We start from the raw sequence: 22,094 nt of genomic DNA, 5'->3' as shown, positions 1-22,094 counted from the left end.
CTCCATAAGCAAGAAGGCCCCCGATATCGGGGGCCTTCTTGCTGGCGTCGGTGCTGCACTTTTGCTCCGGAAATCTGCTGCACATTCTCTCCGGCGTTGACAAGGACAACAAGCCGGGTAACAAAAAAGGGGCCGAGACGCCCCTTCTTCGTGCAGTCGAATGCGCCGCTTATTTAGCGGGCATTCCCGCGCTGCTGGCTGGATCGGACATCCACCGGGGTGGGCGTCAACGCATTGAGCACAGCAACAACGAGGGCCTTCATAACATCACCTTTGTTCAGCTAACCGGCCTGCGTCAGTGCCTGCCAGTTCCCGGGATAAAGCCCCCGGGCCGCTTCATTCTACACTGTAGATATATATGATGCAGTGCACTTCCGCCAGTGCGGCGTTTGGCTGCCGGTCATGCGCGGTACGCAGAGCACCTGACGCTGTTCTCTAAGTTATTAATTTTGTTAATTAATGCTGGTGTTAATGGAAATAAAAAAGGAAGGAAGCGTTGGCTCCCTTCCTCGATTTAGCGTCTTTCAAGCGTGGGCTTCAAATGCGTATTATTTCGCAGTTGCGTTATATGCGACTCTCTGGATGAGTTGCATCGACAGCGAGCTTGCGCTCGGAGCACAGCGGAACACGGCCGAACCTTCGAGCGTGTCGACGCTGCCCGATGCGCCTTCGCCGATCGTCAGATTGACGCGCACGGGCTCAGAAAATGATTTCTCGTCGCCCGAGTAGGCATCCGACAGCATCAGCGTCAACCGGCAGGCATGATCGTCGCTCGTGTAATAACCAACAGCGCGCTTCGATCCGACTGCGAACGTGATGCCCTTTAGCGGTTTGACATGATAGGCAGCCGGCTCACCTGCCGATGCTCCTGCGGCTCCGGAGAGCATGGCCAAACCAGAAATGATCGCAACACTTGCGAGTTTCGCGAAAGTCGTCATGACAGGATCTCCACTGTCCAAGAACGTCGAGTTCAAACCCGCGCACAATTGTCTGGGCGTGACGTCGGCGTTGACCAAGAGATAAGCCTCTGGCCGGCAGTAGAAAATCTACATTATTGCAACGCGGTAATGCCGATTGTGCAGCGCGGAACGGTCACAGTCCAAACGGGTAGGACAAAAGCGTCACAGCCATTGCGGGTAGTCGCACATCAATGCCGGGCATTCGAAACGTCGAGGAGTTCGCCCATGATCACGTTCTGTCGTCTTCTTCCTTTTTGCGCCGTTTTCATTCTGGCCGGGCCAGCGATGGCCGACGAGGTCAAATCCGCCGACCACACGCAGATGGATCACTCAGGGATGGACATGGGCGATGCCTCCGCAGAGGCGCCCGCGTCCCAGGCGTTCAAGGCCGCGAGTCAAAAGATGCACGAGAACATGACAACATCGCTCACCGGCGACGCCGACGTCGATTTCGTGAAGGGCATGATCCCGCATCATCAAGGCGCGATCGACATGGCCAGGATCGAGCTTCAGTACGGTAAGGATCCTGCGATCCGGAAACTTGCGGAAGGCGTGATCAATGCCCAGGAAGCCGAGATCGCCGAGATGACCACCTGGCTCGCGAAACATCAACGGAATTAGCGATTTCGAGCCCTTCTGATAGCTGCCGTGGATGGCCGCCTGCGCGGCCATGACGTCGTGGGTGATCGTCTCGTCTGGGTCGGCTAGGCGGCCATGACGCGGGAAAAACGGCAAACGTAGCGGGCGACGCCTAGAGCCTTTCCGATTTTGATGGAATCGCGGAAAGGCTCCAGTTCTTTGTTTTGTCGTGCTTCCGACTGGAAAACCGGGCCCCACTTTTCCGGAAGCACTCCAGTCCGGCTTGCGACCAAGACGAGGCGAAGGCGGAGGGTAAAGAACCGGTCTCGCGCCTGAAATAGCCCTCATTTTTCGTCATGGCCGCCTGCGCGGCCATTCACGGTTCCGCGTCCGCTTCTTCTCAGGCGACCCGGCTCCTGAAATCCGCATCTGATTGTCGTAGATGGCCGCCTGCGCGGCCATGACGGCAGGTGGGCCGTTTCCGCAAACGCCATTCACGGGCAAGAACGCAGCACTACCCCGCTATCCTGAGCCGGAAGCCAGGATCGCGCGGTGATAACGATGCCTCGACCTTCCTTCTAACGTCATGGCCGCGCAGGCGGCCATCCACGCGACGCGCATCCGCTGACCCTCGGATATCTTGGCTCGTGAGATCCGCATCCTGACTCCCGAAACTGGCCGCCTGCGCGGACATGACGGGAGAAAGAACGACGATAGCCGGGCTTTCAACCGGCATCAAAATCGGGCTTATGCAAGCGCGATCCATCGGCACCCGCGCCGGGCGGCCGGCCCCCCCCCCGTAGGGCGGTCGTCCGGCGCCAGCAAAAAAGAGCGACGTTTGGCCGTTGGGGGCTCCAGTCCGGAAGGGCGACAAACGACGCCCAAGCCCATATAAGCGGACCCAATTCCAGCGCCCAACGAGATCCCGATGACAGAGACGACGACGCGAAAGATTACGCCCGAGATCGTTGCCGAGCACGGGCTCAAACCCGACGAATACGAGCGGCTGCTCGAAATCCTCGGCCGCGAGCCGTCGATCTGCGAGCTTGGCATTTTCTCGGTCATGTGGAGCGAGCACTGCTCGTACAAATCCTCGCGCGTATGGCTCAAGACGCTGCCGACGTCCGGCGCCAAGGTCATCCAGGGTCCGGGCGAGAACGCGGGTGTCGTCGATATTGGCGACGGCGACGCGGTCATCTTCAAGATGGAGAGCCACAACCATCCGTCCTACATCGAGCCGTTCCAGGGCGCGGCGACCGGCGTCGGCGGCATCATGCGCGACGTGTTCACCATGGGTGCGCGGCCCGTCGCCAACCTGAACGCGCTGCGCTTCGGCGCGCCGGATCATCCGAAGACCCGCCACCTCGTTTCCGGTGTCGTAGCGGGCATCGCACACTACGGCAACTGCACCGGCGTTCCGACGATCGGCGGCGAGACGAATTTCGACACGGGCTACGACAACAACATCCTCGTCAACGCGATGTGTGTCGGCCTCGCGAAGACGGACAAGATTTTCTATTCGGCGGCGAAGGGCGTCGGGCTACCTGTCGTCTACGTCGGCTCGAAGACGGGGCGCGACGGCATCCACGGCGCGACGATGGCGTCGGCCGAGTTCGATGAGAAATCGGACGAAAAACGCCCGACCGTGCAGGTCGGCGATCCGTTCACCGAAAAGCTGCTGATCGAAGCCTGCCTCGAACTGATGGCGACGGACTCGATCATCGCCATCCAGGACATGGGCGCGGCGGGTCTCACCTCGTCGACCTCGGAGATGGCGGACAAGGGCGGCGTCGGCATCGAACTCGATCTCGATCTCGTACCCCAGCGCGAAACCGGCATGACGGCTTACGAGATGATGCTCTCGGAAAGCCAGGAACGCATGCTGATGATCCTGAAGCCGGAGCGCGAAGCGGACGCGAAAGCGATCTTCGCGAAATGGGGCCTCGACTTCGCCGTCATCGGGCACACGACCGACACGCAGCGGATGATCATCAAGCACCAGGGCCACGTCGAAGCCGATCTGCCGGTGCCGGTGCTCGCGAACTCCGCGCCGATGTATGAGCGGCCTTACGTCGAGCCGAAAAAGCCCGCGAAGATCTTGCCCGAATGGGTGCCGGCTCCGAACGCGATCCTCGGTACGCTGAAAGAGTTGATGAGCGGACATCATCTCGCGTCGCGCCGCTGGATCTGGGAACAATACGATCACATGGTGATGGGCGACACCGTCGGTCGCCCCGGCGGCGACGCGGGCGTCGTGCGCGTGCACGGCACGCAGAAAGCGCTTGCCGTCGCCTGCGATGTGACGCCTCGCTACGTCACTGCCGATCCTGAAGAAGGCACGAAGCAGGCCGTCGTCGAAACGTGGCGCAATCTGACGGCGACGGGCGCCGATCCGCTTGCCATCACCGACAACATGAATTTCGCCAATCCGGAGCGGCCCGAAATTATGGGTCAGTTCGTCGCCAGCGTGCGCGGAATGGGCGAAGCCTGCCGCGTGCTCGACTATCCGGTCGTGTCGGGCAACGTCTCGCTCTACAACGAGACGAACGGCGTCGGCATTCCGCCGACACCCGCCATCGGCGGCGTCGGGCTCATTCCTGATGTGTCGAAGCTCGCCGACATTCGCCTGAAGACCGAAGGCAACGTGCTGATCGTCATCGGCCGCGAGGAAGGCCATCTCGGCCAATCGCTCTACCAGCAGCACGCGACGGGCAAGTTCGAAGGCGCGCCACCGCCGGTCGATCTCGAAGCCGAGGTCAAGGCCGGGCGTCTCATTCGCGCGCTGATCCGCGAGGGTCGCGCGCTCGCCGTGCACGATTGCGCCGATGGCGGGCTGCTCGTCGCGATCGCCGAAATGGCGCTTGCGGGTGGCAAGAACAGCTTGTCGCGTGACGCGTCCGGCATGGGCGTTGAGCTTTACGCCTACGAGGGCAAGCTGCCGCCGCACGCCGTCTGGTTTGGCGAGGATCAGGGCCGCTACGTCGTCGAGGTGACACCGCAGAAAGCCGAAGAAGTGCTGGAGCGCGCGCGCCTGCTCGAGCTTCCGGCGCGCATCGTCGGCCGCGTCGGCGGCGACGCAATCGGCCTCACGGGCGAGACGGCGCTGCCGCTGCCGGAGCTTCGTACCGCGAATGAGGGATTTTTGCCGGGGTTGATGGGCGGGTGATGGAGCTACGCTGCATCATCCTGTTTGAAAAATTCATCGGCTATTGCAAATTCGACTGAAAGAAGCCCGTGCGCATAGTTGGGTATATTTGCGGGTCCCAACAACCGCTTTTCAACGAGATCGAGGATGCAAAATTCGCAATTTGCGTACTCGCCGACTTTGAGCTTTGACTGCATCATGTAGATACCCACACCGGCAGCAGTCGGCGTCAGCTTGACTCCCCTCGTGCACCACAATGCAATTACCTGCCGCTTTTTCTTATAGATTTGGCCGAATTCAGGTTTGAGGATAACTCCCAAATTTCCACTCGGCGATTCAAACAATCCTTCAGGCGGATGAAAAAAGCTGCCTTTGCGTTTTTCGAGCAAGCATCTGAAATTCTGAATAGCCTCAAGATTGCGCTCTCGCTCAGGCCCGGCGCTAAGCGCATCCATGCGCTTAGCCGCTTCCTCAAATGACCGACCCATAACCGTCAGATCACGGACAGCCCGTTTCACAGAGTGATAAAAATCGTGTCCTCCACCATCATCATATCTGCGGTAGCTTTTGGATTTTTCTTGAGTTGATTGCGCCAAGAGCTTCAGAAATGTCGTCAACTGTATTCGGTGCATGGCCGCCTCCGACGCCGAGAAGCGGCATCAAAACACTTGAACGAAAGCCACAAGTATAGGCGATTCGCGTCTAGCAGCAAAATGAATGGAGTGCTAATCGCCCTCCATGCACCGTATGGCTGGGCCAAGGGAAATAGAATGCAGCGTTTCGACTTTAAAATCATCATCGCCTTGGCTTTAGCTCTCGGCGGAATACTCCTTTCAAACCCATCCGCACTCGCACAAACTCAAGGATCGACCATGACCACCACATCGTCCGGCTTGCAATTCGAAGACACCGTCGTCGGCACGGGCGCTCAGCCCGCGGCCGGCCAGACCTGCATTATGCATTATACGGGCTGGCTCTATCAGGACGGCAAGAAGGGCGCGAAATTCGACTCCTCCGTCGATCGCGGGCAGCCGTTCGAATTTCCGCTCGGCATGGGGCGCGTGATCAAGGGCTGGGACGAAGGCGTCGCGTCGATGAAGATCGGCGGCAAACGTACATTGATCATTCCAGCCGCACTGGGATACGGCGCGCGCGGCGCGGGCAGCGTCATCCCGCCGAACGCGACGCTCTTGTTCGACGTCGAACTGCTCGGCGTGAAATAGCGCGTGCGATTGCTTCGAATTAAATGAATCGCGTTTTGCGACAAGAGGAAGCGAGCACATCGCTTCCTCTTGTCGAAGCCGCTAAAATCCCGGACTAAGTTCGACGTTGAGCTTGCGTCACTTACGCGCGCCGGGATTGTCCATCATTTCCTTGCTGGAAATTGAACCGCTGTCCGGCTTGGCATTCGGCATCGCCGTCATGCCTTTGGTATCGCTGTTTACGCCGGGCTGATTTTGCATCTGTTTTTCGGTGAGGCTGCCGGAATCCGGCTTTGCTGTCGCACTTGACGTGGTGCCGCCTATCGTACCGGGATGGTCGTTCATGGCTTTTGCCGTAATGCTGCCGTTGTCATCGGCAAATGCGATTGATGTCGACAGGACAAGCATCGTCGCTGCCAGAAATGGCTTCATCATGGAACGTCTCCGTATGAAATAAGTTGAATGTTGTCGGCGTGAGATAAAGAACCGCTCTGAACGGGGCGATCTCCCACTCACAAGGGTGTCTACGGCTGCTGCTTCGCGATCGTTTCACCACCGACGAAATTCATTCCAATCAAATCTGGCCAATCAAATCTGGCGATTAAATCTGAACCTCTTTCATTAACGCTCTTTGTGCGGATCAAGGCGCTGTCGCGCTTCGCACCTGTTCCCTCCGAAACAGCGCCCTCGGGCGAGAGCAAGCAGAACCGTCGGAACACCATAGAAGGATCGAGTCATGCGCCGAGTATCAATCATCGCATTCGCCATTTCGTGCTTTCTGCCGGTCGTGGCCGCGAGCGCGGCTTCCGCTGCCGATCCGACGGGCATCTGGATCAACGATACCGGCCGCGGCGCAATCGAGATCAAGGCGTGTGGCAACGCGCTGTGCGGCAACGTCGTGTGGGTAAAAGACACGACTGACGTAAAGGGCTGCGGCAAGCAGATTATCGGCAACGTGGTGCCGACCGGCGGCGGCCTCTGGGACAACGGCTGGATCTATTCGCCGGAGCGAGGCCGCAAATATAACGTTGAGCTGAAACCGCTCGCCAACGGCACGCTGCGTGTCACGGGCTACGCAGGCATGCGCTTCCTTTCGAAGACAATGATCTGGACGCGCGCGCCTGCCGACTTGCAGCTTTGCGGCGAGACGGACAAACAGATCGAAGCGAAGGCCGGGCAGCCCGTTGACGCAAAGCCCGATGCAAAGGCGGCCACGTCTGCTCAGGCGAAGCCGTCGTCCAATCCGCAGGTCGCGATTATCACACCGCCTGCACCGGCGCCCGCGCCCGCAGTCACGCCTGCGGACAAACCCGACGCAAAGCCTTCGGCGCGCGAGACCGCCTCACCGCAACCGGAAGCCAACGCGAACGAAGCCGCGAAGCCGAAAGGCGAGCCGCCTGCTGCCGCCTCGAAGGATGCAAAGCCCGACGTGTCGCAGAAAAACGAAGAGACGGCTTCAGCCGATGATGGTGCGTCATCCGAGCTCGGAGACAAGCTCAACGATCTCGGGCTCGGAAAAGTGTTCACGAAAACCAAATCGGGAAAATGCAAGCTCGATTTGCCGTGGGTCAAACTCACGCTCAATTGCGAGCAATAAAAGAGTCGAGGGCGTCCGGTTTTCCGTTCCCACGATGCAATGCGTCCGAGGCGCCTGCGTTCGCTCCTGTTCATCCAGCGTCAAATAAAAAAACGCGGTGGCAGAAACTCTGCCACCGCGTCAAATTCAGATCTGATCGCCCTTAGATAAGGTCGATCTCGGCCGGAAGGTACGAGGTAACTTCGAGGCCGACTTCCTGCTCGCGAACGGCAGGCTTTGTCCAGGTCTTCATGATGTCCTCCATCAGACTTCAGGAACGATACGCTCCCTGTCCTGGAATGTAGGGACTTCGATCGATAACGTCCAATCGCAATCGCGTGAGAATTTGATCAGAAAATCTTATCGCTGCTCTTGCCTCCACTGATGCGACACGGCATAGACTCGGCACTCGTGTCTAAAGCCAACAGCTATCTTCCGGAGACTGCGAATGCCTATGCCCGCCCCTGAGATCGAGCGGCTGATCAGAGCCCGATTTCCCGATGCCAGAATCGAACTGCGCGATCTTGCCGGTGACAATGACCATTGGGCCGCCCACGTCGTGTCGGCGGCGTTCAAGGGCAAAAGCCGCGTGCAGCAGCACCAGATGGTCTACGACGCGCTCGGCGGACGCATGGGAGACGTCCTCCACGCCCTGCAACTCACAACCGCAGCGACCGCGGATTGACTTAGCCGGGCGTCTCGCCCACATCTCGCTTCAAAGGGCGCCGAGATTGGCTGTCCCGAACCCATTAGGAATCTAACGCCATGGCCTCTGACCCCGTCCAGCAGAAAATCACCGATACGATCACCAGCAACGATGTCGTGCTGTTCATGAAAGGTTCGAAGCAGGCTCCGCAGTGCGGGTTTTCCGCGACGGCCGTGAAAATTCTCGAGCACCTCGGCGTTCCGTTCAAGGACGTGAATGTGCTCGACGATCAGGGCATTCGCGACGGCATCAAGTCATTCTCCAACTGGCCGACCATTCCGCAGCTTTACGTCAAGGGCGAATTCGTCGGCGGCTGCGATATCATGCGCGAGATGTATTCGGCCGGCGAGCTGCACGACCTGATTTGCTCCAAAGGCATTCCGCACGCGCACCATCACGCCTGAGACTTCAAGCGTCCGGCGCAAAAAATTAAGGCGGGCCGCTTAGCGGTCCGCCTTTTTTGTTGGCCAATTTTTTAGTTGCTTACGCGTGCGGCGGAGCGGCGATCACGGGCGCGGCTTTTGCCTTGCGTGATCGGCGCCATTCCTCGAAGCGCTGGATGACCACGAACATCGACGGCACGAAGATCACTGCGAGGCAGGTCGAGGCGATCATGCCGCTGAAGACGGTGATGCCGATCGACTTCCGCGCCGATGCGCCTGCGCCCGTCGCGAAGACCAGCGGCGCAACGCCCAGGATGAACGCGAAGGACGTCATCAGGATCGGCCGGAACCGCGCCCTCGCCGCCTCGACGGCGGAGTCCATGATGGACTTGCCTTCGGCGCGAAGTTCGCGCGCGACTTCGACGATCAGAATGGCGTTCTTGGCCGACAACGCGATAAGCAGCACGAGGCCGATCTGGACGTAGAGGTTGTTGTCGATGCGCAGGCCGAGCATGACGGCGACAGGGCCGATCAGCGACAGCGGCACTGCAAACAGCACCGCGAGCGGCGTGTACCAGCTCTCATATTGCCCGGCGAGCACGAGGTAGACGAGCAGCATCGCCAGCGCGAAGACGTAATAGATCTGGCCGCCGACGAGCTGTTCCTGGAACGACAGCGCCGTCCAGGACGAGCCGACGCCCGGCGGCAGCGTCTTCGCCGCGATCTCATCCATCAGCCGCATCGTGTCGCCGGAGGAGAAGCCTTTCGCCGGGACGCCGACGATCGTGGCCGAGGGGTAGAGGTTATAAAGGCTGATCAGCGACGGCCCGACGATCGGCGTGATCGTCAGCACGGTGCCGAGCGGAATCATGTCGCCATTCTGGTTACGCACCTTGAGGTTCAGAACCTCGTCCGGCGTCATGCGGAAACCGGCATCGCCCTGAACGTAGATCTGGAAGACGCGGCCGAACTTGTTGAACTGATCGACGTAGCTCGAGCCGAGATAGGTCGCGAGCGTCTGGAAGACTTGGTCGGTCGTCAGCAGCAGCGTCTGCACCTTCTCGCGGTCGATCGTGACCCTGTATTGCGGGGCCGCGGCGCGGAAGGGCGTCGAAGCGCGCTGAATGGCGGACTGCGTGCTCGCCGCGTGGACCACGGCATTGGTCGAATTTTCGAGCTTGCTGAGATCGAAGCTGCCATCGCGCAACTCGATCTGCATCGTGAACCCGCCGGCGTTGCCGATGCCTTGGATGGGCGGCGGCGGCAGCACCATGACGCTGCCATCGGTGACGGCCTTCATCTTGGCGTTGAGGCCGGTATAGAGCGACAGCAGGTCTTCACCCTTGCCGCGTTCGGCCCAGTCCTTGAGCATGATGTAGGCGACGCCCGCGTTGGCGAGCGAGGCGCTATTGTCGAGCGGAGAGATGCCCGCGATCGTGATCACGCGCTCGACGCCCGGAACGGCGCGCGCGATTTTCTCCACCTGCTCCAGCGATTTTTGCGTGCGGCCGAGCGAAGCGCCATCAGGCAGCTGCACGGCGGCGAGCAGATAGCCTTGATCCTCGATGGGCAGGAAGCCCGTCGCGACGCGCGTCATGCCATAGATCGAACCGCCGATGATGGCGGCGGCGATGAGCGCCATCAGCCCGCTATGATGGACCATCCTACTGATGAGTCGCGTGTACCGCCCTTCGAGACGTTCGTAGACGGCATTGAAGCCGCGATAGAAAAAGTTCCGCTTTTCGGGCGGCACAGGGCGGCGCAGCCACAGCGCGCACTGCGTCGGCTTCAGCGTCGCGGCATTAATGGCGCTGATCAACGCCGTCGCTGCGATGACGAGCGCAAACTGCGCGTACATCTGGCCTGTCAGCCCTGGCAGGAACGACGCCGGGAGGAACACCGCCATCAGCACCAGCGTGATGCCGATGATCGGCCCCATCAAGGCATTCATCGCGGCGATCGAGGCATCGTGCCCCGACATGCCCTTTTCGATATTGTGCGCCGCGCCTTCGACGACAACAATCGCGTCGTCGACGACGATGCCGATGGCGAGCACGATCGCGAACAGGGTTGAAAGGTTGATCGAGAAGCCCATCGCCGCCATCGCCGCGAAAGCGCCGATGATCGTCACCGGCACGGTCGTCGCGGGCACAAGCATGGCGCGCCAGTCCTGCAGGAACACCAGGATGACGATCAGTACCAGGATCGCGGCTTCAAACAGCGTCTTGTAGACTTCGTTGATGGCCTGCTGCACGAAGATGGTCGTGTCGAAGGGGATCGAATAGGCGACGCCCTCCGGAAACTCCTTCGCCAGCGTCTGCATTTTCTTGGAGACTTCCTTGGCGACGTCGAGCGCGTTTGCGCCCGGCGTCTGGAAGATCGCGAGACCGGCTGCCTGCTGGCCGTTGAGATTGAAGATCTGCGCGTAGGTTTGCGCGCCGAGCTCGACGCGGCCGACATCGCGCAATCGCGTCAGGTCGCCGTTCGTGCCTGTCTTGACGATGACGTTGGCGAATTGGCTGGCATCGTCGAAGCGGCTCGAAACGTCGAGCGTATATTGAAACGATTGATCGCCCGCCACGGGCGGCATGCCGATCTGTCCGGCGGTGACCTGCTCGCTCTGCTGTTGCAGCGCATTGATGACGTCCTGCGCGTTAAGACTGCGCGCCTGCATTTTCTCCGGATCAAGCCAGACGCGCATCGAATATTGCCCGGCGCCGAAGACGTTGACGTTGCCGACGCCGGGCAAGCGCGCGATTTCGTCTTTCAGGCGGATGGTTGCGTAGTTGCTAAGATAAAGGCTGTCGAACTTATTGTTCGGCGAGGTCAGCGTCACGATCTGCAGGATCGATGTGGACTTCTTCTGAACGACGACGCCCTGAACCTGCACCGATTGCGGCAGCGACGCCATCGCCGCCGAAACGCGGTTCTGCACGAGAATTTGCGCGTTGTTCAGGTCCGTGCCGATATCGAACGTGACCGTCAGCGTATAGGTCCCGTCGGATGCCGAGTACGATTGCATGTAGATCATGTTCTCGACGCCGTTCACCTGCTGCTCGATCGGCAGCGCGACGGTGTCGATGACGGTGCGGGCATTGGCGCCGGGATAGCGCGTCGTAACCTGGACGGTCGGCGGGACGACGTTGGGATACTGCGAGACCGGCAGGCGGAGGACGGATACGGCGCCAATGACGACCATCAAAATCGCGATGACGTTCGCGAGGACGGGACGCTCGATGAAAAATTTCGAGATCATGGCGCGGTTTCCGCTGGCGGCGCGATCGTCTTGGCGACAGGATCGATCTTCTGGCCGGGGATGACCGACATCAGGCCTGAAATGACGACACGGTCGTCGGGCTCCAAGCCCTTGTCGATAACGCGAAGATCACCGACCTGCTGGCCGAGCACGACCTTGCGCTGCTCGAGTTCGTTATCCTTGTTGGCGACGAGGACGTAACGGCCGCTTTGGTCGCTGCCGACGACGCGGTCGGGTACGAGCAGCATGTTCGGCTGTTCAGCCCTCGGAACGCGCACGCGCACGAAATAACCGGGCAGCAGCGAACGGTTTTCGTTCGGCAGCACGCCGCGCACCAGGAGCGTGCCGGTCGCCGCCGTAATCGTCGGGGCGGCATAATCGAGCGTTCCCCTGTGCGGATAGCCCTGCTCGCTCTGCAAGCCGACCTCGACGAGGATTTTTTTCAGATCGTCGCGCGTCAAGCCCTGGGCGCGCATGCTCGAGCGGATGTCCTGAACGTCGGTCTCGCTGACGGCGAAGTTCACGTAAATCGGGTCGAGTTGAACGATGGTCGCGAGCGTCGTCGGGCTCCCGGCGCCGACCAACTGGCCGAGCGACACGTCACGCGCGGTTACGATGCCGTCGAAGGGCGCTTTGACTTCCGTGTAGCTGAGGTTGAGCTTGGCCTGCTCGATATCGACCTCGGACTGGGTCTGCTTGGCGATGGCGGCATCCTTAGCGGCCGTCGACTGATCGAGTGTCGCCTGGCTCGCGATATTCTTCGCAGCAAGATCAACCTGGCGCTTGTAGTCGGCTTCCGCCTTCTTCGTGTCGGCCTGCGCGCTCGACTGGCCCGCCTCGGCCTGCTCCAGCGAAAGCTGATACGGCTTCTGCTCGATGACAAACAGCACGTCTCCGGCTTTCACCGGATCGCCGTCGTTGTATTTGATCGCCTGAATGAAGCCCTGGACGCGGGCGACGAGCGTGGTCGTATTCACCGCCGCCGTGTTGCCCGTCGCTTCGAGATAACGGGTGACGGTTTTCTTCAGCGGCTGCGCGACTTCGATTTTGGGCGGCGGCGGCGGCACGAACGTATTCTTCTCGCCGCAAGCGGTGAGCGTCAGGGCAAATGCCAATCCGCACGCCGCTAGAATTCCTGTTTTCGACCGGAAGAGCCTAGACATCGCCAGCTTCCGAGTCACACCAGCGCCTGCCGACGCCCGTGGTTGAGTAGCGCCACCCATTGAGAGCCTGCCCGTGTTTATGCGCGAATTGAGCCGTGCCGTGACAATCGCAAGTTATGTCATTTCCGAGATATCGCATAGGCCGCGCCTTGGCGTATCCCGAAAACCACCCGCGCGAATCCCCTCGCGCACTGGCGAAGAAGAAACAGGTCAGAGGTGAATATTCCGTAGCCGCCGCAAGACATTAAATTGACGAACGAAGCACTGGCGTGCGCGTGCATCTACATTTGGCCGGGGCCGGCCGCGAATGTATGGCTGACGTTGGGGTCGCCCTTGAAGGCGTAGTTCATCTCGGCGGGAGGCTCCGTCTGTCCGCGCCTGCCGCTGTAGGGACCCCAATCGCCGCCGCTTGCGGTCTTGTAAGCGGGCCGCGCGCCGGCGTTCCCCGTCGCGCTCAGAGTTGCAGTAGCCGATCGCGCATTGGACGATCCGGTCCATATTGCGCCCTGGGGCGGCAATGGTTCGTTGGAGCAGCCGGCAAGGACAAGCGCCGCACACGCGAGCAGCGATAGATATCCGCGCCTCGGCGCTTGGGGGCGGTGTCGTTCGATATGGATCGCTGCGGAAATCACCCGTCGCCACCCTCGCAAATTCCAGACCCCTATAGCGGACTTCGGGCTCAAGGTGGAAGCGAAGATGCACGCAAAATCCGCGCCCGAAAGATTTTTGATTGCGGCCCTCCGTCTGATCCAAATGTTTGCCGGGTTGCAGCGACGCCGTCCTAATTTATGCTCATTGCCGATGTTGCCTTGGGATGGTGCATCCTAGGGTGGTGCGATTTGGGCAGAACCAGCCATGAAGCTTAGCGGACGGCGGTTTTTTCTGTCGCTTACGATCCTGGCCGCGAGCGTCTGCCTCGCCCTCGGGATCACTCTGCCGATCCTGAAGCTCACGAGCTTTACGTTCTGGACGACGGAGCATTCGCTGATCTCGACGGTGCAGGTTCTGCTCCGCGACGGGCAGACGTTTCTCGGCCTGATCGTCGTCGTATTCTCGATCCTGCTGCCAATCACCAAACTTCTATATTTGCTGCTCGTCTCGACGCTGCCGCCCGTCGAGATCGTGCGCCACCATCAACGGCTCCGAGCGCTCGAATGGCTCGGCAAATGGTCGATGCATGACGTGCTCGTGCTGGCATTGACGATCTTCTTCATCAAGAGCCAGGGCGTCTACGACGCGTCGAGCCTCAACGGCGTTTACTTCTTCACGGCGGCCGTCGTGCTGATGATCCTGTCGTATGCCTGGATCAGGACCGACGGCATGGCGGCGGCGCCCGAACTCGTGCCCGTTTTGCCTGAACCGGACGTCGGACCGGCCCAGCGCTCGCACGGCTGGCGGAATTTCGCGTTGAGCTTTCTGATCATTCTCGCGACCGTCTTTTTCGCGCTCGGCATCATCATGCCGACGATCCGCTTCACGACGATCTATGTTTGGACGAACGAGCATTCCATCCTGACGATCATGTTCGCGCTGTTCGAGAACGAGGAATATTTTCTCGCGGGCGTCGTGTTCGCCGTCTCGGTGTTCTTTCCGTTTCTCAAGCTATTCTACTTGCTGACGCTGATCACGTCGCACGACATGCCGGCGGACTTCCGCAAGCGCTCGATCGCGACGATGGAGTGGCTCGGGCGCTATTCGATGACCGACGTGATGGTGCTGGCGTTGATGATCTTCTATGTCAACTCGTCGGGCTACACGGAAGCGACGGTGTTGCCGGGCGTCTATTTCTTCGCGGCGTCGGCGCTGATGACGATGCTCGCCTACGGCTGGGCGAACGTCGATCGGCCGACGCTGCGGCGGCCAGTCGGCAGCGGTCCCGCGATCTCGCCCGATCCCGGCATCGCCATCGCGCGCGATCGTGGCCCTCGGCGACGACGACCCGCGTGAAAAGCAAAAAGGCCGCCTTTGAAGCGGCCTTTTCATATCGAGAGACCAGTCGCGCGGAAGCCGCGCGCGCCGTCAGATCGTGTGGATGTCGCGATCCTTGGTTTCCGGAATGAACAGGAAACCAATGACGGCCGTCGCCGCCGCGACCACGATCGGATACCAGAGGCCGTAATAGATATCGCCCGTGGCGGCCACCATCGCGAATGCGGTAGCGGGCAGCAGTCCTCCGAACCATCCGTTGCCGATGTGATAGGGCAGCGACATCGAGGTGTAGCGGATCTTGGTCGGGAACAGTTCGACGAGCGCCGCCGCGATCGGGCCGTACACCATGGTGACATAGAGCACCAGAATGAAGAGAATGCCGACGACGGTTGCCGCCTGGCTGCGGAAGATGTCGAAGGGATGCGCCAACTTCACGATGCCCGGATCGCCCGCCTTCGGATACCCGGCGTCGTTGATTGCCTGGCTGCCGATGGTGACCTTATCCTTCGGGTCGCCAACGGCCTTCTCGACATCGGCGGCAGGAATTTCCTTGTCCCCGATCACGACCTTGGCGGATTGTCCGGCCGGTGCGGCCTCGGTCGAATATTTGACCGATGTCTTGGAGAGCCAGTCGCGCGCCTTATCGCAATCGGTCGTGTATTTGCGCGTGCCGATCGGATTGAAAAGCGATCCGCATTCGGCGGGGTTGGCGACGACCTTCACCTGCACCGTTTCGATCGCATGGGCGAGCGCCGGATTGGCCGTCTCGGCGAGGAGCTTGAAGAGCGGGAAGTACGTCAGAGCGGCGATAAGGCAGCCCGCGAGAATGACCGGCTTGCGGCCGATCTTGTCCGACAGCCAGCCGAAGAACACGAAGAACAGCGTGCCGAACAGCAGCGACCATGCGATCAGAAGGTTCGACGTGTAGCCGTCGACCTTGAGGATGCTCTGCAGGAAGAACAGCGCGTAAAACTGGCCGGTGTACCAGACGACGCCCTGGCCGGCGACGAGGCCGAGCAGCGCCAGCAGCACGTACTTGTTGTTGGGATAGTGGAGGAAGCTTTCGGTCAGCGGCGCCTTGGAGCCCTTGCCCTCCTCCTTCATCTTTTTGAAGGCGGGCGATTCCGACAGTGACAGACGGATCCAGACCGATATCCCGAGCAAAAGAATCGAGACAAGGAAGGGAATGCGCCAGCCCCAGTCCTTGAAGGCCTCCTCGCCGACGATGGTACGGACCGCGAGGATGACGATGAGCGACAGGAACAGCCCGAGCGTCGCGGTCGTCTGAATCCAACTCGTGTACAAACCGCGCCGGCCGGTCGGCGCGTGCTCGGCGACGTAGGTCGCGGCGCCGCCGTACTCGCCGCCGAGCGCCAGGCCTTGCAGCAGACGAAGCGCAATCAAAATGATCGGCGCCGCGATACCGATCGAGGCCGCACTGGGCAGCAGGCCAACGACGAACGTCGAAAGGCCCATGATCAGGATGGTTACGAGAAATGTGTTTTTGCGGCCGACGAGATCGCCGATGCGGCCAAAGATGAGGGCGCCGAACGGCCGGACGATGAAGCCGGCAGCGAAGGCCAGCAGCGCGAAGATGTTGCGCGTCGATTCATTGTAGATGAAGTTTCCGGACGGGTCTTTCAGCGAGAAGAACTGCGCGGCGATGATGGTCGCGAGCGAGCCGTATAAATAGAAATCGTACCACTCGAAGACCGTGCCGAGCGAGGAGGCGAAAATGACTCGGCGTTCCTCGGACGAGACCCCTCTCTTGCGATCCGATCGATTGATCGATCCGGCGGTTGTCATGCGTTCCCCCTTCAGCTTTCAAGCTTTGTTGTTTTGAAATCTAAGCTGAGGGCAGTGCGGGAAGCGAATGAGTGTTGCAGCTATCTATATTCCGCTTGCAACTAACGGCGCGTCTTTTCGCGACGCATAAAAAAGCCGGCGACGAGCGCCGGCTTTGCATTTTACTTGGCGCTTGGCGACTCGCGTTCCGCGAGCCGGCCGCCAAGCGCGAACTAGCCTCACTTGGCGCTTGGCGACACGCATTCCGCGAACCGGGCGCCAAGCGCGAACTAGCCTCACTTGGCGCTTGGTAACTCGCGTTCCGCGAGCCGGCCGCCAAGCTTGAAATTAGCGCGAATAGAATTCGACGACGAGGTTCGGTTCCATCTGGACCGGATACGGCACGTCCGAAAGCGCCGGAATGCGCGTCAAAGACGCCGTCATCTTGTTGTGGTCGGCGTTGACGTAATCGGGCACGTCGCGCTCGGCGCTCTTGATGGCCTCAAGGACCAGCGCAAGCTGCTTCGCCTTTTCGCTCACTTCGATCACGTCGCCGATGCGAAGGCGGTAGCTCGGAATGGTGACACGCTTGCCGTTGACGCTCACATGACCATGGCTGACGAACTGGCGCGCCGCGAAAACGGTCGGAACGAACTTGGCGCGATAGACGAGCGCGTCGATGCGGCGCTCGAGCAGGCCGATCAGGAGTTCCGAGGTCGAGCCCTTGAGGCGCGAGGCTTCGTCGTAGGCGGCACGGAACTGGCGCTCCGAAATCGAGCCGTAATAGCCTTTGAGCTTCTGCTTGGCCTTGAGCTGCTGGCCGAAGTCGGACAGCTTGCCCTGGCGGCGTTCGCCATGCTGGCCGGGACGGCTTTCGCGGCGGTTGAGCGGGCTCTTCGGGCGGCCCCAGATGTTCTCGCCGAGGCGGCGGTCGATCTTATGCTTGGCGCGAATGCGCTTCGTCATCTTCTAGCACTCCATGAGTTATAGCCCCGCTGGCCGAAATGACCGGCGCGGCCGTTGTGGAGCGCCCCCTCCTCTACCCTCCTCAGAGAGCTGACAGGCATGGACCTTCTACAGTCCCGCCACGGGTGCGCGGAAATCAAACGCGGGCCCGAAGGCCCGCGCGGAATGGTTGATAGTGGTGACCGGCCGTCCCGTCAACGGCCTATTCGCCGCTATTTCTTCTCGACGGTCGTCCCGCCGCCGACCGAGCCGGTGGCTGTCTGTGCGCCCTGCGGAGGCTGGGCCGGGGGTTTTCCGGCGACCGCGCTCACCGGCGGGCTTGCCGCAACATAAGCCGTGATCAGCTCTTTAACCTTCTTTTTCTGCTCGTCCGTGCAGCTCTGCGCCGTCTCTTTCTTATCATCGACGACGACTTCCTTGTCGCCCTGTTTCTCGACGAGGCGGATGCGGCCGGTCAACAGCATGACGGTCGTGAGGTGGAGCTGGCTGATGTAGACCATCTGCTGCGGCGTCCACTTCTTCTTGAACTCCTCGCGACGCATCAGCGCCCGGTGGTTCAGAATCTGGTCGTCGCGCAGATCGCAAATCTGCGCGTGCGCCGACAGACGGCCGGCCTTGATGACATCCCGCGCCACATCGAGCGGCACAACGACCTGATCCTTTTTCGTCTTATCGATGACGATGACAGACCCGTCGGGCTTGGAGAATTGCTGAGGCGTCAGCGACCAAGCGTATTCCATGAACGATTTGACTGCGTGTTCACTCAGATCCTGCGCGCCTGCTGACGCAACACTCCCCACAAGCGCCAGCGCGGCTACGCCCGCCAACACCACCCCCGCCTTAATATTCATCAACATCTCCAGTTGAGCCTGAATTTTCTTACCGGTTTCCGTCGAAAGTCGTTCGACGCGGCCTCTCGCAAGCCACGTTGCATGTCGCCAGTATGCCTTTTCCCTTGGCATCGCTCAGCCCAAAACATGTCCAGATCAAGGCGTCTCACCTGGCCCTTTTCGGGCCTTGCCTTTGCCCTGTGCGAGCGTGGCAACTATGCCACGAAGAGTCCGAACTTCCTGTTCTGTCGCATTCATTCGTGTCAGTAGCGTGCGCAGGTTTTGCGCCACAACGGTTTTGCGATGCGCCGGATTGAAAAAGCCGTTTACCTCCAGTTCCCGTTCCAAATGTTCAAATAGACCAATGAGTTCTTCCTTGGTCGCGGCCCGGTCGCGGCCCATGTACAGACCTTCGCTCAAGGGCTTCTCGTAGGTTGTAACGCGGCCGAGACTGCGACCGGCGTCGCCGCGCATCCATTCGTAACCGAGAAGCAGCACTGCCTGCGCAAGGTTCAGCGACGCAAAGCGCGAATTCACCGGAATCATAATCAGCGCGTCGGCGTTGGCGACCTCGTTGGTCTCCAGGCCGTTGCGCTCTCGTCCGAAAAGAATTCCGCAGCGCTCACCGCGCGCGATCCGGGCGCGAGCTTCGGCGATCGCCTGCTCGGGCGTCAGGACGGGCTTGCGCATATCGCGCTGGCGTGCGGTTGTGGCTGCCACCCAATTCAAATCCGCGATGCTGTCCTCGAGCTTCTCAAAGGGCCGGGCATCGTCGATCACGTAGTTGGCGCCCGAGGCCGCGATGCGCGCCTTCTCATTCGGCCATCCGTCACGCGGATTAACGAGACGGAGATCGTCGAGGCCAAAGTTGGCGCAGGCGCGCGCCACCATGCCGATGTTGTCGGCGAGCTGGGGCTCCATCAGGATGACCGACGGCGTCTCGCCTTCTCCGGCGACGGGCTCGCCCTTCATATGAGCCCGGCGAAGGCCGTGGCGCAGCTTGCGGATGACGCGGCGCGCCCAGAACCAGTAATTCTCACCCGACCACTGCTTGGCGAGCGACTCGAGGCAGGGCGTCGCGATCGTCTCGGTGCCTTCGCCTTTCAGGCGGACGCGGCCGTCGCCGACGACGATCTCTTTTTTGCTCAGAATGAATTGATCGAGTGTCTCGATGCCCTGCACTTCCGTGCGCCGCTTGCAGCCTGGACACGTCACTTGATCTTCGATGCACGTGAGGCTGGCGCAGTATTGCAGCACCGGCTCGAGGGTAAGGCGCGTCAATCCCGGAACGGCGAGGGTTTCGAGTCCCTGATCGATCGACACCGAATGGCAGGCGTGCACGACTTCGGCGACGCGGGTGTCGCGAGATCCGAGCACGGGCTCGCCGCCAGCGCCGATGCGCACATCGACGGCCGTCTCGCGGTTTTCAGTATCGATCCCGGCGTTCAAATCCGTCTCCGTCTCACACTCCATCCCGTACCGGCCGCCGCAGTCATACTATAGGCGGACGCCGAGCGGTCCCCAGCTTGGAACCTTGCTAAACAAATGAGCGGCGCTTGCCCAGCCTTTGGTCTAAGCCCGGCAGGGCTTGATCCGGCTCGCGAACTGCCGCACGACTGCGGCGAAGGTACGCTTCATCGGTGCGCCCGAGACCTTTAAGGTCCGGCCAGCTCGTCCATCCTCCATTTTCGCTTGCGAGATCATCCCCATGAACAAGATCAAGGTTGAAGGCACCGTCGTCGAACTCGACGGCGACGAGATGACCCGCATCATCTGGAAGCTGATCAAGGACAAGCTCATTCACCCGTACCTCGATCTCAACATCGAGTACTACGACCTCGGCGTCGAGAACCGCGACAAGACCGACGATCAGGTGACGATCGACGCCGGTAACGCCATCAAGACGCACGGCGTCGGCATCAAGTGCGCGACGATCACGCCCGACGAGGCGCGCGTCAAGGAATTCAATCTCAAGGACATGTGGAAGAGCCCGAACGGCACCGTCCGCAACATTCTCGGCGGCGTCATCTTCCGCGAGCCGATCATCTGTACGAACGTGCCGCGCCTCGTCCCCGGCTGGACGCAACCGATCGTCGTCGGCCGTCATGCCTATGGCGACATCTACCGCGCCACCGATTTCAGATTTCCGGGCAAGGGCAAGTTGACGATCAAGTTCACCGGCGACGACGGCGCGGTGATCGAAAAAGAAGTTTTCAACGCGCCGGGCGCCGGCATCGCGATGGCGATGTACAATCTCGACGAGTCCATTCGCGATTTCGCGCGCGCGTCGCTGAACTACGGCCTCGCACGCAACTATCCCGTCTATCTCTCGACCAAGAACACCATCGCGAAGATCTACGACGGGCGTTTCAAGGACATCTTCCAGGAGATCTTCGACAAGGAATTCAAGGACGAATTCGCCAAGCGCAAGATCACCTACGAGCACCGCCTGATCGACGACATGGTGGCGAGCGCGCTCAAGTGGTCGGGCGGCTATGTCTGGGCGTGCAAGAACTATGACGGCGACGTGCAGTCCGATACCGTCGCGCAGGGTTTCGGATCTCTCGGCCTGATGACCAGCGTCCTGATGACGCCGGACGGCAAGACGGTCGAAGCGGAGGCCGCGCACGGCACAGTTACACGCCATTATCGCGAGCATCAAAAGGGCAAGGAAACGTCGACGAACTCGATCGCCTCGATTTTCGCGTGGACACGCGGGCTCGCGCATCGCGCCAAGCTCGACGGCAACGAGCCGCTGTTGAACTTCTGCAAGACGCTTGAGCGTGTTTGCATCGCGACGGTCGAGTCCGGGTTCATGACGAAGGACCTGGCGCTGCTCGTCGGACCCGACCAGAAGTGGCTTTCGACGACGGGCTTCCTCGACAAGGTCGACGAGAACCTCAAGACGGCGATGACAAAAGCTTAAGCCGTCGACCGCTATCGATAATGCGAGGCTGCCCATGACGGACACCGAGGCGGGATCGCATCGTCGGGCTCTACGAGCGGCATGCGCACACCTGGGACGCGGAACGATCGCGCAGCCTGCTCGAACGCACGTGGCTGCATCGCTTTCAGGCGCTGCTTCCCGAAGGCGGCTCGGTCCTCGACATCGGCTGCGGAGCGGGCGAACCCATCGCGGGCTATTTTGTGCGGGCGGGCTACCGGGTCTACGGCGTCGACTCGTCGCCCGCGATGATCGAGCTCTGCAGGACGCGTTTCCCCGAAAGCGCATGGGACGTCGCGGACATGCGCACGTTATCTCTCGCGCGGACGTTCGACGGCCTTCTGGCGTGGGACAGTTTATTTCATCTGACGCGGGACGATCAGCGCCGAATGTTTTCTGTCTTCCGCGCGCACGCCTCGGCCAACGCCGCTCTCATGTTCACCAGCGGACCCGGCGACGGCGTGGCGATGGGGACGTTCGGCGGCGAGCCGCTCTACCATTCCAGCCTCGCTCCCGATGCCTATCGCGCACTGCTCGATGACAACGGCTTCGAGGTCGTCGCCAACGTTTTCGACGATCCGCAGACCGGCGGTCACAGCATCTGGCTTGCGAGAAGGAGTTTTTGATTGCGCATGGAGTCTTTGTTTTGCGCATGGCGACTCGCGTTCCGC

The 22,094-nt window shown here is 60.7% G+C and carries 20 protein-coding genes; 10 read left to right on the top strand and 10 right to left on the bottom strand.

What is annotated here, in order from left to right; translation table 11 throughout:
• Positions 1-38: 38 nt before the first annotated feature.
• Positions 39-362 (top strand): hypothetical protein, encoded by a 324-nt coding sequence (locus WC026_RS00885; RefSeq protein ID WP_372708906.1) that lies wholly within the window; start codon positions 39-41, stop codon positions 360-362.
• A 186-nt stretch (positions 363-548) separates the two neighbouring features.
• On the opposite strand, the gene WC026_RS00880 is transcribed toward WC026_RS00885, so the two are convergent.
• The gene (locus tag WC026_RS00880; RefSeq protein WP_372708905.1) at positions 549-938 is read right to left on the bottom strand and encodes a hypothetical protein; all 390 of its coding nucleotides are present in this window, start codon (positions 936-938) and stop codon (positions 549-551) included.
• Between the two features lie 246 nt (positions 939-1,184).
• Here WC026_RS00880 and WC026_RS00875 point away from each other — a divergent pair, with 246 nt between their 5' ends.
• Positions 1,185-1,580 carry a DUF305 domain-containing protein gene (locus tag WC026_RS00875; RefSeq protein ID WP_372708904.1) on the top strand — a complete coding sequence of 132 codons (396 nt, stop codon included), beginning with the start codon at positions 1,185-1,187 and terminating at the stop codon, positions 1,578-1,580.
• 886 nt (positions 1,581-2,466) lie between these two features.
• Positions 2,467-4,704: a phosphoribosylformylglycinamidine synthase subunit PurL gene (purL, locus tag WC026_RS00870; protein ID WP_372708903.1), complete on the top strand. Its 2,238-nt coding sequence runs from the start codon at positions 2,467-2,469 to the stop codon at positions 4,702-4,704.
• A 5-nt stretch (positions 4,705-4,709) separates the two neighbouring features.
• On the opposite strand, the gene WC026_RS00865 is transcribed toward purL, so the two are convergent.
• Positions 4,710-5,315 (bottom strand): hypothetical protein, encoded by a 606-nt coding sequence (locus tag WC026_RS00865; protein WP_372708902.1) that lies wholly within the window; start codon positions 5,313-5,315, stop codon positions 4,710-4,712.
• 138 nt (positions 5,316-5,453) lie between these two features.
• Between WC026_RS00865 and WC026_RS00860 the strand changes: the two genes are divergently transcribed.
• Entirely contained in the window at positions 5,454-5,906 is a 453-nt protein-coding gene (locus WC026_RS00860; RefSeq protein ID WP_372708901.1) for an FKBP-type peptidyl-prolyl cis-trans isomerase, read from the top strand.
• Positions 5,907-6,023: 117 nt separating this feature from the next.
• On the opposite strand, the gene WC026_RS00855 is transcribed toward WC026_RS00860, so the two are convergent.
• Positions 6,024-6,293, bottom strand: coding sequence for a hypothetical protein (locus WC026_RS00855; RefSeq protein ID WP_372708900.1), 270 nt, complete (start codon positions 6,291-6,293; stop codon positions 6,024-6,026).
• Between the two features lie 328 nt (positions 6,294-6,621).
• Here WC026_RS00855 and WC026_RS00850 point away from each other — a divergent pair, with 328 nt between their 5' ends.
• The gene (locus WC026_RS00850; protein ID WP_372708899.1) at positions 6,622-7,482 is read left to right on the top strand and encodes a DUF2147 domain-containing protein; all 861 of its coding nucleotides are present in this window, start codon (positions 6,622-6,624) and stop codon (positions 7,480-7,482) included.
• A 142-nt stretch (positions 7,483-7,624) separates the two neighbouring features.
• On the opposite strand, the gene pqqA is transcribed toward WC026_RS00850, so the two are convergent.
• The gene (gene pqqA, locus WC026_RS00845) at positions 7,625-7,714 is read right to left on the bottom strand and encodes a pyrroloquinoline quinone precursor peptide PqqA (protein ID WP_015598411.1); all 90 of its coding nucleotides are present in this window, start codon (positions 7,712-7,714) and stop codon (positions 7,625-7,627) included.
• 195 nt (positions 7,715-7,909) lie between these two features.
• Here pqqA and WC026_RS00840 point away from each other — a divergent pair, with 195 nt between their 5' ends.
• Entirely contained in the window at positions 7,910-8,146 is a 237-nt protein-coding gene (locus tag WC026_RS00840; RefSeq protein WP_372708898.1) for a BolA/IbaG family iron-sulfur metabolism protein, read from the top strand.
• A gap of 80 nt (positions 8,147-8,226) precedes the next feature.
• Entirely contained in the window at positions 8,227-8,571 is a 345-nt protein-coding gene (gene grxD, locus WC026_RS00835; RefSeq protein WP_372708897.1) for a Grx4 family monothiol glutaredoxin, read from the top strand.
• A 79-nt stretch (positions 8,572-8,650) separates the two neighbouring features.
• On the opposite strand, the gene WC026_RS00830 is transcribed toward grxD, so the two are convergent.
• Both WC026_RS00830 and WC026_RS00825 read right to left on the bottom strand, forming a co-directional pair.
• On the bottom strand, positions 8,651-11,806 hold the full coding sequence (locus WC026_RS00830; protein ID WP_372708896.1) for an efflux RND transporter permease subunit: 3,156 nt from the start codon (positions 11,804-11,806) through the stop codon (positions 8,651-8,653).
• Complete coding sequence (locus WC026_RS00825; RefSeq protein ID WP_372708895.1) at positions 11,803-12,969, bottom strand: efflux RND transporter periplasmic adaptor subunit; 1,167 nt, start codon at positions 12,967-12,969, stop codon at positions 11,803-11,805. The genes WC026_RS00830 and WC026_RS00825 overlap by 4 nt, the downstream gene beginning before the upstream one ends.
• 855 nt (positions 12,970-13,824) lie before the next feature.
• Here WC026_RS00825 and WC026_RS00820 point away from each other — a divergent pair.
• Entirely contained in the window at positions 13,825-14,916 is a 1,092-nt protein-coding gene (locus WC026_RS00820; RefSeq protein ID WP_372708894.1) for a paraquat-inducible protein A, read from the top strand.
• Between the two features lie 72 nt (positions 14,917-14,988).
• Here the strand turns inward: WC026_RS00820 and WC026_RS00815 are convergent, their stop codons facing one another.
• The 4 genes from WC026_RS00815 to WC026_RS00800 all read right to left on the bottom strand — a co-directional run bounded on the left by WC026_RS00815 (position 14,989) and on the right by WC026_RS00800 (position 19,928).
• Positions 14,989-16,704: an MFS transporter gene (locus WC026_RS00815; RefSeq protein ID WP_372708893.1), complete on the bottom strand. Its 1,716-nt coding sequence runs from the start codon at positions 16,702-16,704 to the stop codon at positions 14,989-14,991.
• 327 nt (positions 16,705-17,031) lie between these two features.
• Positions 17,032-17,649 (bottom strand): 30S ribosomal protein S4, encoded by a 618-nt coding sequence (rpsD, locus tag WC026_RS00810; RefSeq protein WP_372708892.1) that lies wholly within the window; start codon positions 17,647-17,649, stop codon positions 17,032-17,034.
• 212 nt (positions 17,650-17,861) lie between these two features.
• Entirely contained in the window at positions 17,862-18,500 is a 639-nt protein-coding gene (locus WC026_RS00805; protein ID WP_372708891.1) for a hypothetical protein, read from the bottom strand.
• 135 nt (positions 18,501-18,635) lie between these two features.
• A complete protein-coding gene (locus WC026_RS00800) occupies positions 18,636-19,928 on the bottom strand; it encodes an RNA methyltransferase (RefSeq protein ID WP_372708890.1) in 1,293 nt (430 codons plus the stop codon).
• A 259-nt stretch (positions 19,929-20,187) separates the two neighbouring features.
• Here WC026_RS00800 and WC026_RS00795 point away from each other — a divergent pair, with 259 nt between their 5' ends.
• The gene (locus tag WC026_RS00795) at positions 20,188-21,405 is read left to right on the top strand and encodes an NADP-dependent isocitrate dehydrogenase (RefSeq protein WP_372708889.1); all 1,218 of its coding nucleotides are present in this window, start codon (positions 20,188-20,190) and stop codon (positions 21,403-21,405) included.
• Between the two features lie 59 nt (positions 21,406-21,464).
• Positions 21,465-22,049 carry a class I SAM-dependent methyltransferase gene (locus WC026_RS00790; protein WP_372708909.1) on the top strand — a complete coding sequence of 195 codons (585 nt, stop codon included), beginning with the start codon at positions 21,465-21,467 and terminating at the stop codon, positions 22,047-22,049.
• Positions 22,050-22,094 lie beyond the last annotated feature (45 nt).

The organism is Hyphomicrobium sp. (genome assembly GCF_041674905.1).
GTDB lineage: Bacteria > Pseudomonadota > Alphaproteobacteria > Rhizobiales > Hyphomicrobiaceae > Hyphomicrobium_B.
This window is presented reverse-complemented; position numbering and strand designations above follow the sequence as displayed.